Here is a 15,209-nt window from a genome sequence, read left to right as displayed (position 1 = left end):
TTTGTTCGCTGCCTATTTTTGACTTATAATTTTTAAAACTATTATTATGAGAAGAATATTTACTTTACTATTGGTGCTGTTTTTAAACACGGTGACCAAGGCACAATGGACAAAATGTAACAATCCAGCTGGGGCGCTACCTTATTCATTAACAATTCAGAATGACACACTTTATCTCGGAACTTTAAGCAATGGTATTTATCGTTCTACAGATGGAGGGTTCAATTGGACACAAATAAACAATGGAATAACTAGTATGCAAATATGGAATATAGCCTATGTCAATGGTGTTCTTTACGCGAGTTCTACAAACGGAACGGTTTTTAAGTCGCTAAATGGCGGAGATAACTGGGTTTTGTCGAATACTGGAATTAGTTCGACAACTATAATTAGGAATTTTGCTTTTTTCAATAATAAGATATTCGCCACTTCAACAAATAAAGGAGTTTATATTTCGTCTGATAATGGAAGTTCTTGGGCTCAACACAATTCTGGAATTGTAGGTTTAGTTGCAGAACCTCTATTAATAGTTGATACTGATTTGTTTGTAGGAGTCAATCAAAAGGTTTACAAATACGATAGTGTAAATCAAAATTGGATAAGTAAAAGTACTGGAATTCCGAACAATACAGTGGGCTCCTTGGCTTACATAAAAGATAATTTGCAAAACATAAGCTTATTTGAAGCAACTGTTAATACGAACGATGTCACAATATCAACGAATAAAGGAGACAGTTGGACAGTTGCTAAAAGTGGACTGCCGAGTGTTGGTGTTTATTCCCTTCTAGGCATTGGAACTGAGGTATATTTAGGAAATGATTATGGCGTCTATAAAACTACTAATCAAGGAGTTAGTTGGGTTGATGTTTCGGGATTTACTAATGCTAGTCCAGCCAAATTTCTTTGTAAGAGTTCAACTGATTTGTATGTGATACAGGAAGCGAAGCTCTGGAAAAAAAGTTTAGCAAGTTTAAGTGTTTCAGATCAAGTTATAAGTGTTCAGAATGTAAATTTCAAAATCTACCCCAACCCATCTTATGGTAATTTCAATATCGAAGTGACTGAAAATTTAATAGGAGCAAAAGCCACTATTTACAATCTTCTAGGTCAAAAAGTCAAAGAATTTGAATTGAAATCTATGACTACAAATCAAAATTTAAACCAAGGAATTTATCTTCTGGAAATTGAAAAAGAAGGAAATAAAACCACCAAAAAACTGCTTGTAAACTAGGGTTTTAGAAAATCATTTAATTGAAAAATACGACAGTTGTCGTATTTTTTTGTGTTTACAAAAGTCATTTCTTTGACCTATAACTTCCAAATACTTTAAAGATGAAAAAATCATTACTATTATTCGTAGTTTGCTTTTTAAGCTATTTTGCAAATGCACAAACTCCTTCCTTGACTTGGGTAAGACAAATGGGGAAATTTGGTGGGTTTGTAACTCCACGGGCCAGCGTTGTTGACGCATCGGGCAACGTAATCACAACAGGACTATTTAAAAATAGTATAGATTTTGACCCCGGCGCTGGTGTAAGCACTTTAACATCGGTCAATAATCCAAACACCGCTAATAATCAAAATGATATTTTCATTTCTAAAGTTGATTCAAATGGCAATTTTGTTTGGGCAAAACAGTTAGCAGGTATTGAATTAAAAGATGCTACGGCTGTTGGTGTTGACGCTGCTGGTAATGTTTATACCACTGGGTTTTTTTATGGCACAGTAGATTTTGACCCTGGTGCTGGTGTAAGTAATTTAACTTCTAAGGGATACAATGATATTTTTATTTCGAAATTAGATGCTTCGGGTAATTTTGTTTGGGCAAAACTAATGGGAAGTATATTTGGAGATAGTGGCTATGCTATTACAGTAGATCCAGCTGGGAATGTGTTTACAACAGGAAGTTTTTCAGACACTTGCGATTTCGACCCCAATGCTGGAGTTAGTACAATGACTGCTTTGGTAGAAAATATTTTTATTTCAAAACTAGATACCAACGGCAATTTTGTTTGGGCAAAATCAATGGGCGGCATTGCTTACAACAGAGGTAGGTTAATCACATCAGATGCCGCAGGGAATGTCTATGTGGGCGGAACTTTTGGCGGAACCACTGATTTTGATCCCAATGCGGGTGTGGCTAATTTGACCAGTGTAGGGTCATTTGGTGGTAACGAAGATATGTTTATTTTAAAATTAGATTTGAATGGTAGTTATGTTTGGGCAAAACAATTTAGCGGTACTGGAACTAAGTTTTTAAAAGGAATGGCAGTTGATGCTTCAGGCAACATATTTACTGCTGGAATGTTTTCAGGTACAGTTGATTTTAATCCAAGTGCAGCAGTTGCCAATTTGAGCGGCCCCACTTATGGTGATGACGGTTTTATTTCAAAATTAGATGCAGCCGGTAATTATGTATGGGTAAAACAGCTTGAAGGAACTATTAGAGATGTAGCTTCTTTAGCTCTTGACACGGCTGGTAATATTTACACGACCGGAAACTTTTATTCAGATTCACCAACTGATTTTGATGTAGGAGTAGGAATTTATAATTTATCGATTATGCATCGATTTGGTGATGATACATACATTTTAAAATTAAACGCTTCGGGAAGTTTTGTATGGGTAAAACAAATTGGCGGGGTTCCGAGTGTAACCGCAGGCGCTGACACCATAGGGAAATCAATTGTAGTGGATGGTTCTGGAAATATATACACTACAGGAACATTTGGCAGCAGTACAAGTGATTCTGGAGATTTTGATCCCAATGCAGGAGTTGCTCTTTTAACTCCAACAGGTGGTTCAGCCGATATGTTTGTGCATAAAATGGGTCAAACTGCATTAGGATTATCAAAAAAACCAATTGAAAGCAAGATCACCATTTATCCCAATCCATCATCGGGTATTTTCAATATCGAAATTGACGAAAATTCAATTGGTGCAAAGGCGACTATTTATAATCTTTTAGGTCAAAAAGTAAAGGAATTCGATTTGAAAACAACAACAACAACAACAACAACAAACCAAACTTTAAACAAAGGAATTTATCTTCTGGAAATTGAAAAAGAAGGTAATAGAACGACTAAAAAACTGATGGTGAAGTAGGTTATGTGAATGCCATGAAATCGTTTATTAACAATAAATTAAAACAAGATGAGGACAACATTACAACAATTAGGGCTATTGATTTTGCCAATTTTTGCTTTTGCACAATATGGCGTTTTAGACACTTCATTTGATTTAGATGGGAAAAAATATTTTGGCTTTGCAACACCAAATGATTATGGTGAATTTGTATTGGTGCAACCGGACAATAAAATTATTGTTGGAGGCAGATCTTCTTTGACGGGTGGTGCTTTGTCATTTTCATTGGCACGGCTTAATTCAAGTGGCTCTTTTGATAGCTCTTTCGGGACAAGTGGAAAAGTGACAACATCCTACGGAACGGAAGGTTTTGAAGCAATTTCAGGAGCATTACAACAAGACGGGAAAATTGTGGTTGCAGGAAATTCATTTACCAATGCGAGTTTGGGATATTCACAAATTGCGGTGGTACGATATAATGCAAATGGATCGTTAGATACTACTTTTGATTCAGATGGCTTGGTTTTTACTCAAATTCCAACATCGAATGAAGATTTTGCAAAAGCGGTTAAAATTCAGCCTGACGGGAAAATTGTTGTAGGTATTCAAACCAAAGTTAATTCTAATTTGGATTTTGCTTTATTACGATATAACTCCGATGGAAGTTTAGACACAACTTTCGATTCCGACGGGATCGTTAGAACCATTTCGCCAAAAACTGAAGCAGTCTATGATATTGCCATTCAAAATGATGGAAAAATTGTAGCAGTTGGCTATCAAAGCAATGCAAATGATGATATCTATGTTGCGAGATATTTGCCTGATGGAAGTTTGGATGCCTCATTTGGTTCTAGTGGTTTTTTTAAGTATGATTTTGCTTCGAATCATAATTATGCAACCGCTGTAGCTATTGCATCCGACACTAAAATTGTAATAGGAGGAAGGTACCAAAATGGAGCAATTTTTAGCTCTTTTGTAGCAAGATTAAATTCAAATGGAACTTTCGACACCAGTTTTGACTTGGATGGGATAGTAATTCAAACCACAGATGAAACCATAAGTGATGTTTTGGTACAATCGGACAATAAAATCATAACAGCTGGTACCTCAAATGGAAAATTTGGCGTTTGGAAATTGAATACTAGTGGGGTTTTCGAAAGTACTTTCGGAAACAGCGGTAAAGTGGAAACTGTGGTCAATATTAATACTTGTTTTGCAAATAGTGTTGCACTACAGCCCGATAGTAAGATCGTAGTAGTGGGAAGTACTTATGGTAGTCCGTTTACCAAATACGGAGTGGTACGATATACAAACGATGTCCCATTATCAACAAATTCGTCTTTTGCGGGCAAGGCAGAAATCTATCCAAATCCTTCTACGGGAAATTTCAACATTCAAATCGATGAAAATTCAATTGGTTCAAAATGTACTATTTATAATCTTTTAGGGCAAAAAATAAAAGATTTCGAGTTGAAATCGACAACTACAAACCAAACAGTAAACAAGGGAATTTATCTTCTGGAAATAGAAAAAGAAGGAAATAAAACCACCAAAAAACTAATGGTGAATTAATTGAAAAGAAAATATGGTTTACATCTTGATACTAATAGTAGGGGCGCTTTGTTTTGTAATACTTGGCTTGGTGGCAAGTTTCAAAAAGAGTAACTTAGACTTCCAGAGGCGGATAATGCTTCTAGAAGAAATTATTTTGGATATGAAATCCAATTTGGAGAATCAAAATCAAAAAGTGCAACTTTCAGAGGATTTAAGAGTTAAACTTAAATCTTCAAACGAGAGCTTGAGCAATTCCATTTTTAATTTGAATTGCGAAATATTTGAAGAATTGTATGCCAAAAGATAAGTTGGAGATATTTTATTATATTTATGCTATAAAAGTCATTTTATGAAAAAATATTGCTACTTATTAATTCTTCTAATAGTTTCATTTTCAGCCAATGCTCAAAAGTCAGAGCACATTATTGATAGTTTAAAAAAATCTCTTAATAAAGGAAATAGTAGTAAGCAGTTTAAGACACTGACAAACTTGTCAGATGAATATAGTAACAGTGATTTAGATAAGGCTGAATATTATTCGTATAAAGCTTTAAGCAAAGCCATAGCAATTAAAAACGACTCTTTTGTTGCGCTATCGTATAACAATATTGGCAATATTCATCAGTACAAAAGCGAACTTGATTCTGCATTATATTTTCATAAAAAGGCATTGCAAATTCGACAAAAGAACAAAGATTTTATAGGAATTGCTGACTCTTACAATAATATCGGAATTGTTTTCGACACAAAAGCTCAGTTTCCTCAGGCTTTGACAAATTATTTTAAAGCCCTGCATTATTATGAACTAAATAAGAATTTTGGAAAGCAAGCAATGGTCAATACCAATATTGGTATTGTATACAAAGCTCAAAAAGAGTACAAGAAAGCACTAGTTTATTATCAAAATGCCTACAACTTATATCGAAAAGCTCAGAGTGAGATTGGCATAACAATTTCGTCGGGAAATTTAGGTTCCATTTTAATAAATTTCAAAAAATATAAAGAATCTTTAAAATATTCTGAATTAGCCAAAAACGGTTATAAAAAACTGGGCTATGATCGATATGTTTGTTATCCTATTTTTAATATAGCAGTAGTCTATGATAGTTTGCATCAATATGAAACGGCAAACAAATACTATGTTGAAACAATTCAATTATACCAAAAGTATAATAATTCTTTCGAAATAGCTGAAGCTACGATTGCATATGCAAACTGCTTGACGAAGCAGAAAAAATTTGAAGAAAGTATTGCATTTTCGCATAAAGGAATTGATTTTGCAAAAAAATCTCAAGCTCATTTATTACTTATCGAAGGCTATAAAAATCTTTCTAAGGCTAATGCTTCAATAGGAAAGTATAACGATGCGTATTATTATTCAACTTTATATAACACTGGTAAAGACAGCCTCTTTGCAGAGGAGAAAACAAAAGCTGTTTTTGAACTCGAAACAAAATACCAAACCGAAAAGAAAGAAAAACTCTTACTTGAAAAAGAAGCCGAAGCCAAACAAAAACAGATATTACTAATTGGACTTTCACTTTTAACTTTTTTCATCGCACTAATTGGCTTCTTAATTTACCGCCAACAAAAACTTAAAAACACACAACAAGCTCAGGAATTTGAACTCAAATCCGCAATTTCGCTCATAGAAAGCCAAAACAAATTGCAAGAGCAACGCTTGAATATTTCCAGAGATTTGCACGATAATATTGGAGCACAGCTTACTTTCATCATTTCATCGGTCGATAATATCAAATATGCTTTTGAAATTACAAACGAAAAATTAGACAACAAACTATCCAATATTTCCAGTTTTGCCAAAGAAACTATTTTGGAACTTCGGGACACCATTTGGGCAATGAATAGCAACGAAATCACCTTCGAAGACTTAGAAATCAGAATTAATAATTATATCGAAAAAGCCAAAGAGGCCAAAGACCAAATCAGCTTTTCGTTTGCTATTGATGAAATTTTAAAGCCTCAAAAGCTCACGTCTATACAAGGAATGAATATCTACAGAACCATTCAGGAAGCGGTCAACAATTCGATAAAATATGCCCATGCAAGTGTAATTTCTATCAATGTCAAGCCAATTGAAAATCGAATAAAAATAACGGTTCAGGACAACGGTCTCGGATTTGATGTGAAAACTATCGAAAAAGGGAACGGCTTGCTCAATATGCAAAAACGTATTGAAGAAATTGGCGGAGAATTCCATCTTTCCTCTTCGAATGAAGGGACTCAAATAGAAATAGTGCTTAAAAACAAGGAGATATGATAAAGATAGCTATCGTAGATGATAATTCATTTTTAATAAAAACGGTTCAAGAAAAACTATCCTTTTTCGAGGATTTCTCTCTGAAATTTACTGCCATAAATGGTCTTGATTTAATCGAGAAATTAGAAAAAAACCACACTATCGATTTGATATTGATGGATATCGAAATGCCCAAAATGAGTGGAATTGAAGCTACTTGTTTGGTCAAACAAAAATACCCTCAAATCAAAATCATTATGCTCACCGTTTTTGATAATGATGAAAATATTTTCAATGCTATCAAAGCGGGTGCCGACGGTTATTTGCTTAAAGAAGTTAATCCTAAAGAGTTGCATCAAGGGATTATTGAAACGATGAACGGAGGTGCTACAATGACGCCATCCATCGCGATGAAAACACTGAAATTGTTTAGGAACCCCATTGTTTTCGAAAGCATTTCAGACCAAGAGCAGTACAACTTAACACCTCGTGAAATCGAAGTTCTCGAACAATTGAGCAAAGGATTAAAATACAATGCCATTGCTGAAAATCTGTTTCTTTCAGCAGGAACCATTCGCAAACATGTAGAAAACATCTATACTAAACTACAAGTTCACAACAAACTCGAAGCGGTTCAAAAAGCCAAAGACAATAAGTTGATTTAACTTTTTTAAATTCTATTTCAATATTTTATTTACTTTTATAAAAAAAAGAAATGAAATACAGAATCATCATCGTCCTTGTTGCCATAGTCTCCATTTTTCTACTTTTTAAATTCTGCGATTTCAAAAAAGAAGACGAATCCACCATCGATTACAACACGAATCTGATTCAGCAACAAATTGTAAACGTTGGAAAACTCGTGGTTACCGAAGGCCATTTTGCCGAAGTGGTCACTTATAAAGACCAAGAGAAATACTTTATGGATATGGTTTCTTTCGAGAAGAAAGCCATCGTAATTGTCAATGCCGATGTGACGGTTGCCTATGATTTGCACCAAATGAAATACGATATCGACGAAAAAAACAAAATTATCACCATTATCAATATCCCAAAAGAAGAAATAAAAATAAGTCCGGACATTAAGTATTATAATGTAGAGCAAAGTTCAATGAATCCTTTTACTGGCGATGATTACAACAAAATAAGCAAAACCGTTCGAGCTAATTTGTCGAAGAAAATCGAGAAATCTTCTTTGAAATCCAATGCCAAAAACCGATTGATTTCTGAACTTTCGAAAATGCTGATTCTCACCAATACGATGGGTTGGAAACTCCAATATGACGGTCAAGTAATCGAAAAAGAATCCGATTTTAATCAGAAAATTAAAGGGTAATTTTACTTTTCAAACAAATCATCGTTTACTATATTTGGCAAAGTTACTTTCAACAAAGGTTGTGTTTCCATCGCCCTTTTTATCGCAAAAATAGCACCTTCATTTCGTGCCCAACTTCGTCTTGAAATTCCGTTGTTGACATCCCAAAAAAGCATCGATTCGATCCGTTTTGAAGCTGCCTCAGAACCATCGAGGACCATTCCAAATCCGCCATTAATCACTTCGCCCCAGCCTACGCCTCCACCATTATGAATGGAAACCCAAGTGGCACCGCGAAAACTATCGCCAATTACATTCTGAATCGCCATATCGGCAGTAAAACGGGAACCATCATAAATGTTCGAGGTTTCTCTGTATGGTGAATCCGTTCCCGAAACATCGTGATGATCGCGGCCTAAAACCACGGGGGCTATTTCGCCTTTAGCGATCGCCTGATTAAAAGCTTCGGCAATTTTCATTCTCCCTTCGGCATCGGCATAAAGTATTCTAGCTTGGGAACCCACAACCAATTTATTTTCTTGAGCTCCTTTTATCCAGTGGATATTGTCCTGCATTTGCTGTTGGATTTCGACTGGTGCTGTTTTTGCCATTTCTTCTAAAACTTCACAAGCAATGGTGTCTGTTTTTTGTAAATCTTCTGGTTTTCCTGACGCACAAACCCAACGAAAAGGTCCAAATCCATAATCAAAACACATTGGACCCATAATATCCTGCACATAACTCGGATATTTGAAATCGATTCCATTTTCGGCCATAATATCAGCACCAGCACGAGAAGCTTCTAGTAGAAAAGCATTTCCATAATCAAAAAAATAAGTCCCTTTTGCCGTGTGTTTATTAATCGCATTTGTATGTCTTCGCAAAGTTTCCTGTACTTTTTCTTTGAATAATTCCGGATTATTGGCCATCATTTCATTGGCATCTTCGAATGAAATTCCTACGGGATAATACCCGCCAGCCCAAGGATTGTGCAATGAAGTTTGGTCGGAACCCAAATCGATATGAATATTTTCTTGGTCGAATTTTTCCCAAACATCGACCACATTTCCTAAATAAGCGATAGAAACAATTTCTTTATTGGCTTTCGCCAAAGCAACTCTTTTGACCAATTCGTCAATATCTTCTATTATTTCGTTGATCCAACCTTGACTGTGACGAATCTGGGTAATTTTTGGATTAACCTCAGCACAAACGGTGATACATCCCGCAATATTTCCCGCTTTGGGTTGTGCGCCAGACATTCCACCCAATCCTGAAGTGACAAATAAACCGCCTTTGGGATTGGTTTTTATTTTTCTAAAACCATTGAGAACCGTAATTGTAGTTCCGTGGACAATGCCTTGTGGACCAATGTACATATAACTTCCTGCGGTCATTTGTCCGTACTGCGAAACGCCAAGTGCATTCATTCTTTCCCAATCGTCCGGTTTAGAATAATTCGGGATGACCATACCATTGGTCACTACAACTCGTGGAGCTTCTTTATTTGAAGGGAATAATCCCATCGGGTGACCCGAATAAATCGTGAGGGTCTGTTCCTCGGTCATTTCCGATAAATATTGCATAGTCAATAAATACTGAGCCCAATTCTGGAAAACAGCTCCATTTCCGCCATACGTAATCAACTCGTGTGGATGTTGCGCCACGGCATAATCCAGATTGTTCTGAATCATCAGCATAATAGCTTTTGCCTGTTCGCATTTTCCGGGATATTCCGAAATGGGACGGGCATACATTGTATAATCGGGACGAAAACGGTACATATAGATACGGCCGTAAGTTTCTAATTCCTCGGCAAATTCTTGAATTAATACGGCGTGATGTTGTGGCTCAAAATAGCGAAGCGCATTGCGAAGTGCCAGTTTTTTTTCTGCTGCAGAAAGAATTTCTTTCCTTTTAGGAGCATGATTGATGTTGGCTTCAAACGGTTTTGGAAGCGGTAAAATAGTTGGAATTCCCTGTTGGATTTGTTCTTTCAGCCCCCTAACCCCCGAAGGGGGAACTCTGTTAGGCTTTATCTCGTGTAAATTACTCATATAAAAGTCGAATTATTTTATTCATAATCTCTTCTTTTTCCCCCTTTGGGGGTTAGGGGGCTTTCATAAGGACAATGCCTACAACCACTTTTACAGCAATACCCTCTTTTTAAGTGGTGTTTCTCGGTAAAACATTTGTAACCCTCGGGAGTATAATAAAAATCTTCTCCTTCGATTAATAATTTTTCATTACTTTGTTCTTTCATAAGGGCAAATTTATATACTTTACAGCAAATGTTTCTAATTGTTACCAAATATTTAATACCGAAAGGCTATCGCGGAATGGCTGTTTTTCCGTTTGTTTTTGTGAAATTCAGAATGGATAAAGAAAATGTAGTATTTATAAATCACGAACAAATTCATCTGAAACAGCAACTCGAATTGCTGATTATTCCTTTTTTTGTTTGGTATATTATCGAATTTCTAATCCGATTGGGACAATTTAAAAAATGGAGTTTAGCGTATCGAAATATCAGTTTTGAGCGCGAGGCTTACGCCAATGAAAAAAATATGGATTATACAAAAAACAGGTCTCTTTGGACGTTTTTCAAATATATTTAACGCTATTGTTTTTAAAGCAAAAATCATCCTTTTCTAACGTATCTTTGCAGCAAATCTCGATTGTTTTGCAAGACATCTTAACTCAAGAAATACTATCTCCCAAAGACAACATCTCCGTTTTTATTAGACGTGAAGACCTAATTCACCCCTTTATTTCAGGCAATAAATTCCGAAAACTCAAATACAATTTGCTTCAAGCAAAAGCCGAAAATCAAAACAGCTTACTTACTTTCGGCGGAGCATTCTCCAATCATATTGCCGCCGCCGCTTATGCCGGAAAAGAGCAAGGATTCAAAACTATAGGAATTATTCGCGGAGATGAATTGGAAAGTAAAATTTCAGAAAATCCAACTTTGAAATTTGCTCAGGAATGTGGCATGCAATTCAAATTTGTCACTCGAGAAGACTATCGCCAAAAAACTGAAGACTATTTTATTGAAAACTTAAAACACGAATTTGGCGATTTTTATCTTGTTCCAGAAGGGGGAACTAATACATTTGCGGTTCAAGGTTGTGAAGAAATTTTGTCTAAAGCAGATTCGCAATATGATTTTGTTTGTTCAGCTGTAGGAACCGGTGGCACCATTAGTGGTTTAATCAATAGTATTTTGCCACATCAGAAAGTTTTAGGTTTTCCTGCTTTGAAAGGTGATTTTTTGAATGATGAAATTCGTAAATTTGCACATAATGAGCATTGGGAATTAATTTTGGAGTATCATTTTGGCGGTTATGGTAAAGTGAATCCCGAATTAATCGCTTTCATCAATCAGTTTTATAAAGTAAATCAAGTTCCCTTGGATCCCATTTATACAGGAAAGCTGGTTTTTGGCGTTATGGATTTAATTGAAAAGAATTATTTTCCTGAAAATTCTAAAATCTTACTCATTCACACCGGCGGTCTTCAGGGAATCGCAGGGATGAATATTAAATTGAAAAACAAGCATTTGCCAACAATAGAAATAGATGTATAAAAAAATAGTACTCTTAGTTGTAATTTTATTTTTAACAGGTTGTAGCAACTCAAAATCTGTTATTGTAACTCCAAAAAAGACGGCGACTAGCCAGAAAAAAGTATCTGGTTCCGAAGTGATTGAATCGACTTCAAAAACGGTGGTTACTTCAGATTTGATCAATGGCTATGTTTTTCATTACAAAGATATTGCAATGAGTAATATGAAGAATTATGGCATTCCCGCGAGCATCATATTGGCTCAGGGAATTTTGGAATCTGGTGCCGGTCAGGGTAAGTTGGCCACAACCGCGAACAACCATTTTGGAATAAAATGCTACACCGATTGGAAAGGTGAAACGACGCTACACGATGACGATGCAACTCAAGAATGCTTCCGAAAATATGGCAATGCAGAAGAATCCTATCAAGATCATGCGGCTATAGTTTCCAAAAGAACACGGTATGCTTCGTTGTTTAAATTGGAAAAAGGCGATTATAAAGGGTGGGCAAAAGGTTTGAAAGCCGCAGGATATGCCACAGATCCTAAATATCCTGAAAAATTAATTAGTTACATCGAACGCTATCATTTGGATCAATACGACAATCAGGTTTTGGGCAAAGCTTATTTTTTAGACAAAAGCCAAAATGCAAGGGCTGTCGTTGTTAGTGATGAGAAAGCAAATCTGTACGAAGTTAAAAAAGGGGATACCTTATATTCCATTTCCAAAAAATTTAATATTTCCATCGAAGACTTAAAAAAACAAAACAATATTTTTGACAATGCCATTTCAATAGGTCAGAATCTAAAAATTCAATAACAATTTCAATCGCAATTTCAATGACAATCACAATGTCAATTGAAAAAGTAAATCTAAAATCTAAAATCGTTAATCTGAAATCTAAAATCTAAATGTTATACCAAAGAAGCAGTCAGCTTTTTGCAGAAGCAGAAAAAGTAATTCCCGGTGGAGTAAATTCACCAGTTCGTGCCTTCAAAGCAGTAGGAGGAACACCCATTTTTGTCAAAAGTGCCAAAGGAGCCTATCTGTATGACGAAGATGGAAACAAATTAATAGATTATATCAATTCTTGGGGCCCCATGATTTTGGGTCATGCTTTTCAACCCGTTGTTGATGCCGTAATTGAAAAAGCAAAACTCGGAACTTCCTTCGGAATGCCAACGGAAATTGAAACTAAAATCGCGGAATTAGCTGTTGCTATGGTGCCCAATATCGATAAAATACGTTTTGTCAATTCAGGTACCGAAGCTTGTATGAGCGCCATTCGATTGGCTCGTGGATTTACCAAAAGAGATAAAATAATCAAATTTGCGGGTTGTTATCACGGTCATTCCGATTCGTTTTTGATACAAGCAGGAAGCGGAGCTATTACTTTTGGTTCGCCAAATAGTCCCGGAGTAACCGCCGGAACTGCAAAAGATACTTTGCTTGCTAAATACAATGATTTAGACAATGTAGCCACTTTAATCGAAGCCAATAAAAACGAAATTGCCGCCATAATTGTAGAACCAGTTGCCGGAAATATGGGTTGTATTCCACCCAAAAAAGGGTTCTTGGAAGGCTTGCGCCAATTGTGTACAGAAAACGATATTCTCCTCATTTTCGATGAGGTAATGACGGGATTCAGACTCGCTAGAGGTGGAGTTCAGGAATTATTAAATGTCGATGCGGATATTGTTTGCTTCGGAAAAGTAATTGGTGGCGGTTTGCCAGTTGGTGCTTTTGCGGCTCGAGCAGAAATTATGAATTATTTAGCTCCACTTGGACCAGTTTATCAAGCGGGAACTTTGTCGGGAAATCCTTTGGCAATGGCTGCAGGATTGGCGATGTTGCAAGCATTGGATTCTGATCGCGAAATTTTCAAAAGATTAGAAGAAAAAACGGCTTATTTGGCTGCTGGAATTGATAGCGTATTAAAAGCCAATAAGGTCGAATTTACGATTAATCGAGTAGGTTCAATGATTTCGGTACATTTTGATGCTGCTCCAGTTTTCGATTTTCAAACAGCTGCAAAAGGCGATAATGAAACCTTCAAAAAATTCTTTCACGGCTTGTTGCAAGAAGGAATATATATTGCTCCATCAGCTTATGAAACTTGGTTTATCACCGACGCACTCACTTATGAAGATTTAGATTTTACCATTCAAGCTATCGATAAAGTTTCTAAAACTTTTTAGTAATAAGAGGACATAAAAAAACTTCCGGTAACCAGCCGGAAGTTTAACAAACTAACCAATTCTACTAACTATTATTACTTAACCTTGTCTTTGTCTTTGACCTTGATTTTTTCCTTGGTGATTTTCTTTGTTTTTTCCCGGTCTTTCTCCTTTATGATGTTCTTTTAGAGCGCTCCATTTTTCGAATTGCTTCGCATTCAGAATTTTTTCTACTCTTTTTTTAGTTGCAATTTGTTCGTCAAGCATTTTCATTTGCATAGCGAAACGTTCGTCTTGCGTAGGTTCTACTCCTTTTTCTTTTTTGGCTTTCATTTCAGTCTTCATCGCTTCTTTTTTGGCCATATTCTCTGAAATAATAGCGCTCATTTCTTTTTGTTGCGCTTCATTTAAGTCCAAATCCAAAGTCATCTTTTTGAGCATCAATTGGCTTTGTTGTTCAGGTGTAAATTGCTCCATTTCACTTCCTTGATGTTTTCTGTTTCTTTCTTGTGCAAAAATGGTTGTCCCAACCATTAGTAGTGCGATAACAATTAATTTTTTCATTTTAAATTATGTTTTTTTAAATTATAGCAATAGGACTTTGAAAAGTTTTAAAGGTTTAATTTTTAACAAAATTTTTTGTTCAGCACTGATAGTCAATGAGGTGAAAAAATGAAAAAGTATGATTGCAATCATAATTATTCGTTAAAACAATTCGCAATTTTGTTCTAGAAATTTTTAAACTAACTTTTATGTACAAATTATCATTATTTATTGTTGCCGCAGCATTATTTGCTTCGTGTGGAAAAAAAGAAAATACTACAGAAGATTTTTCAACAGGAGCAGCAGCTACCGAAACGTCAAAGGATGCCTCATCTTATGATCCCAAAAGAGGGCTTGGAAAATACACCACTGTCGAGCTTGGAGCTACAATAGATGCAGCGATGGCGGCCGAAGGCGAAAAAATTCAGTCCGTAAAATGTTCTGCTTGTCACAAATTGACAGATGAAAAATTAGTTGGACCGGGTTGGAAAGGGGTTTCAACTCGTCAAAAACCAGAATGGATTATGAATTTCATAACCAATCCTGACCCTATGATTGATAAAGATCCAGAGTTACAAGCACAATTAGAAATTTGTTTGGTGCGTATGCCAAATCAGTCCTTAACCGATACTGATGCTAGAAATATTCTTGAGTTTATGCGCAAAAACGATGGCGTTAAATAAGAAATAGTAAACAAATTAAAACCA

At 35.8% G+C, this 15,209-nt stretch carries 15 protein-coding genes; 12 read left to right on the top strand and 3 right to left on the bottom strand.

Translation table 11 applies throughout. The annotated features are described in order from the left end of the window. Positions 1-46 precede the first annotated feature (46 nt). The 7 genes from E1750_RS07370 to E1750_RS07345 all read left to right on the top strand — a co-directional run bounded on the left by E1750_RS07370 (position 47) and on the right by E1750_RS07345 (position 8,234). Positions 47-1,231, top strand: a complete 1,185-nt coding sequence (locus E1750_RS07370) for a T9SS type A sorting domain-containing protein (protein WP_133276159.1) — start codon at positions 47-49, stop codon at positions 1,229-1,231. Between the two features lie 101 nt (positions 1,232-1,332). Next, complete coding sequence (locus tag E1750_RS07365; protein ID WP_133276158.1) at positions 1,333-3,105, top strand: SBBP repeat-containing protein; 1,773 nt, start codon at positions 1,333-1,335, stop codon at positions 3,103-3,105. Positions 3,106-3,153: 48 nt separating this feature from the next. Beyond that, positions 3,154-4,656 carry a T9SS type A sorting domain-containing protein gene (locus tag E1750_RS07360; RefSeq protein WP_133276157.1) on the top strand — a complete coding sequence of 501 codons (1,503 nt, stop codon included), beginning with the start codon at positions 3,154-3,156 and terminating at the stop codon, positions 4,654-4,656. A gap of 115 nt (positions 4,657-4,771) precedes the next feature. Beyond that, a complete protein-coding gene (locus E1750_RS17730; RefSeq protein WP_165698016.1) occupies positions 4,772-4,945 on the top strand; it encodes a hypothetical protein in 174 nt (57 codons plus the stop codon). A gap of 42 nt (positions 4,946-4,987) precedes the next feature. Continuing rightward, on the top strand, positions 4,988-6,919 hold the full coding sequence (locus E1750_RS07355) for a tetratricopeptide repeat-containing sensor histidine kinase (RefSeq protein ID WP_133276156.1): 1,932 nt from the start codon (positions 4,988-4,990) through the stop codon (positions 6,917-6,919). After that, positions 6,916-7,563 carry a response regulator gene (locus E1750_RS07350; RefSeq protein WP_133276155.1) on the top strand — a complete coding sequence of 216 codons (648 nt, stop codon included), beginning with the start codon at positions 6,916-6,918 and terminating at the stop codon, positions 7,561-7,563. Before E1750_RS07355 ends, E1750_RS07350 begins: the two co-directional genes overlap by 4 nt. Positions 7,564-7,613: 50 nt before the next feature. Next, entirely contained in the window at positions 7,614-8,234 is a 621-nt protein-coding gene (locus E1750_RS07345) for a DUF4230 domain-containing protein (protein ID WP_133276154.1), read from the top strand. 2 nt (positions 8,235-8,236) lie between these two features. Here E1750_RS07345 and E1750_RS07340 read toward each other — a convergent pair whose 3' ends face one another. After that, positions 8,237-10,270 (bottom strand): urocanate hydratase, encoded by a 2,034-nt coding sequence (locus E1750_RS07340; protein ID WP_133276153.1) that lies wholly within the window; start codon positions 10,268-10,270, stop codon positions 8,237-8,239. 17 nt (positions 10,271-10,287) lie between these two features. After that, positions 10,288-10,476: a DUF5522 domain-containing protein gene (locus E1750_RS07335; protein WP_133276152.1), complete on the bottom strand. Its 189-nt coding sequence runs from the start codon at positions 10,474-10,476 to the stop codon at positions 10,288-10,290. A gap of 28 nt (positions 10,477-10,504) precedes the next feature. Between E1750_RS07335 and E1750_RS07330 the strand changes: the two genes are divergently transcribed. The 4 genes from E1750_RS07330 to hemL all read left to right on the top strand — a co-directional run bounded on the left by E1750_RS07330 (position 10,505) and on the right by hemL (position 13,980). Next, positions 10,505-10,831, top strand: a complete 327-nt coding sequence (locus E1750_RS07330; RefSeq protein ID WP_133276151.1) for a hypothetical protein — start codon at positions 10,505-10,507, stop codon at positions 10,829-10,831. A 65-nt stretch (positions 10,832-10,896) separates the two neighbouring features. Continuing rightward, positions 10,897-11,802, top strand: coding sequence for a 1-aminocyclopropane-1-carboxylate deaminase/D-cysteine desulfhydrase (locus E1750_RS07325; protein WP_227873978.1), 906 nt, complete (start codon positions 10,897-10,899; stop codon positions 11,800-11,802). Further along, positions 11,795-12,601, top strand: a complete 807-nt coding sequence (locus E1750_RS07320; protein ID WP_133276150.1) for a glucosaminidase domain-containing protein — start codon at positions 11,795-11,797, stop codon at positions 12,599-12,601. The genes E1750_RS07325 and E1750_RS07320 overlap by 8 nt, the downstream gene beginning before the upstream one ends. A 92-nt stretch (positions 12,602-12,693) precedes the next feature. Further along, positions 12,694-13,980 carry a glutamate-1-semialdehyde 2,1-aminomutase gene (gene hemL / locus E1750_RS07315; protein ID WP_133276149.1) on the top strand — a complete coding sequence of 429 codons (1,287 nt, stop codon included), beginning with the start codon at positions 12,694-12,696 and terminating at the stop codon, positions 13,978-13,980. Between the two features lie 78 nt (positions 13,981-14,058). On the opposite strand, the gene E1750_RS07310 is transcribed toward hemL, so the two are convergent. Further along, complete coding sequence (locus tag E1750_RS07310; RefSeq protein ID WP_133276148.1) at positions 14,059-14,523, bottom strand: hypothetical protein; 465 nt, start codon at positions 14,521-14,523, stop codon at positions 14,059-14,061. Between the two features lie 188 nt (positions 14,524-14,711). Here E1750_RS07310 and E1750_RS07305 point away from each other — a divergent pair, with 188 nt between their 5' ends. Further along, a complete protein-coding gene (locus E1750_RS07305) occupies positions 14,712-15,185 on the top strand; it encodes a c-type cytochrome (RefSeq protein ID WP_133276147.1) in 474 nt (157 codons plus the stop codon). Positions 15,186-15,209 lie beyond the last annotated feature (24 nt).

Origin of the sequence: Flavobacterium nackdongense (genome assembly GCF_004355225.1) — a bacterium.
Classification (GTDB): domain Bacteria; phylum Bacteroidota; class Bacteroidia; order Flavobacteriales; family Flavobacteriaceae; genus Flavobacterium; species Flavobacterium nackdongense.
This window is presented reverse-complemented; position numbering and strand designations above follow the sequence as displayed.

What these genes read in the sequence shown, in the direction of transcription:
- E1750_RS07370 (WP_133276159.1), top strand. Translation starts at nt 47, where the DNA reads ATGAGAAGAATATTTACTTTACTATTGGTGCTGTTTTTAAACACGGTG.
- E1750_RS07365 (WP_133276158.1), top strand. Translation starts at nt 1,333, where the DNA reads ATGAAAAAATCATTACTATTATTCGTAGTTTGCTTTTTAAGCTATTTT.
- E1750_RS07360 (WP_133276157.1), top strand. Translation starts at nt 3,154, where the DNA reads ATGAGGACAACATTACAACAATTAGGGCTATTGATTTTGCCAATTTTT.
- E1750_RS17730 (WP_165698016.1), top strand. Translation starts at nt 4,772, where the DNA reads ATGCTTCTAGAAGAAATTATTTTGGATATGAAATCCAATTTGGAGAAT.
- E1750_RS07355 (WP_133276156.1), top strand. Translation starts at nt 4,988, where the DNA reads ATGAAAAAATATTGCTACTTATTAATTCTTCTAATAGTTTCATTTTCA.
- E1750_RS07350 (WP_133276155.1), top strand. Translation starts at nt 6,916, where the DNA reads ATGATAAAGATAGCTATCGTAGATGATAATTCATTTTTAATAAAAACG.
- E1750_RS07345 (WP_133276154.1), top strand. Translation starts at nt 7,614, where the DNA reads ATGAAATACAGAATCATCATCGTCCTTGTTGCCATAGTCTCCATTTTT.
- E1750_RS07340 (WP_133276153.1), bottom strand. Translation starts at nt 10,270, where the DNA reads ATGAGTAATTTACACGAGATAAAGCCTAACAGAGTTCCCCCTTCGGGG.
- E1750_RS07335 (WP_133276152.1), bottom strand. Translation starts at nt 10,476, where the DNA reads ATGAAAGAACAAAGTAATGAAAAATTATTAATCGAAGGAGAAGATTTT.
- E1750_RS07330 (WP_133276151.1), top strand. Translation starts at nt 10,505, where the DNA reads ATGTTTCTAATTGTTACCAAATATTTAATACCGAAAGGCTATCGCGGA.
- E1750_RS07320 (WP_133276150.1), top strand. Translation starts at nt 11,795, where the DNA reads ATGTATAAAAAAATAGTACTCTTAGTTGTAATTTTATTTTTAACAGGT.
- hemL (WP_133276149.1), top strand. Translation starts at nt 12,694, where the DNA reads ATGTTATACCAAAGAAGCAGTCAGCTTTTTGCAGAAGCAGAAAAAGTA.
- E1750_RS07310 (WP_133276148.1), bottom strand. Translation starts at nt 14,523, where the DNA reads ATGAAAAAATTAATTGTTATCGCACTACTAATGGTTGGGACAACCATT.
- E1750_RS07305 (WP_133276147.1), top strand. Translation starts at nt 14,712, where the DNA reads ATGTACAAATTATCATTATTTATTGTTGCCGCAGCATTATTTGCTTCG.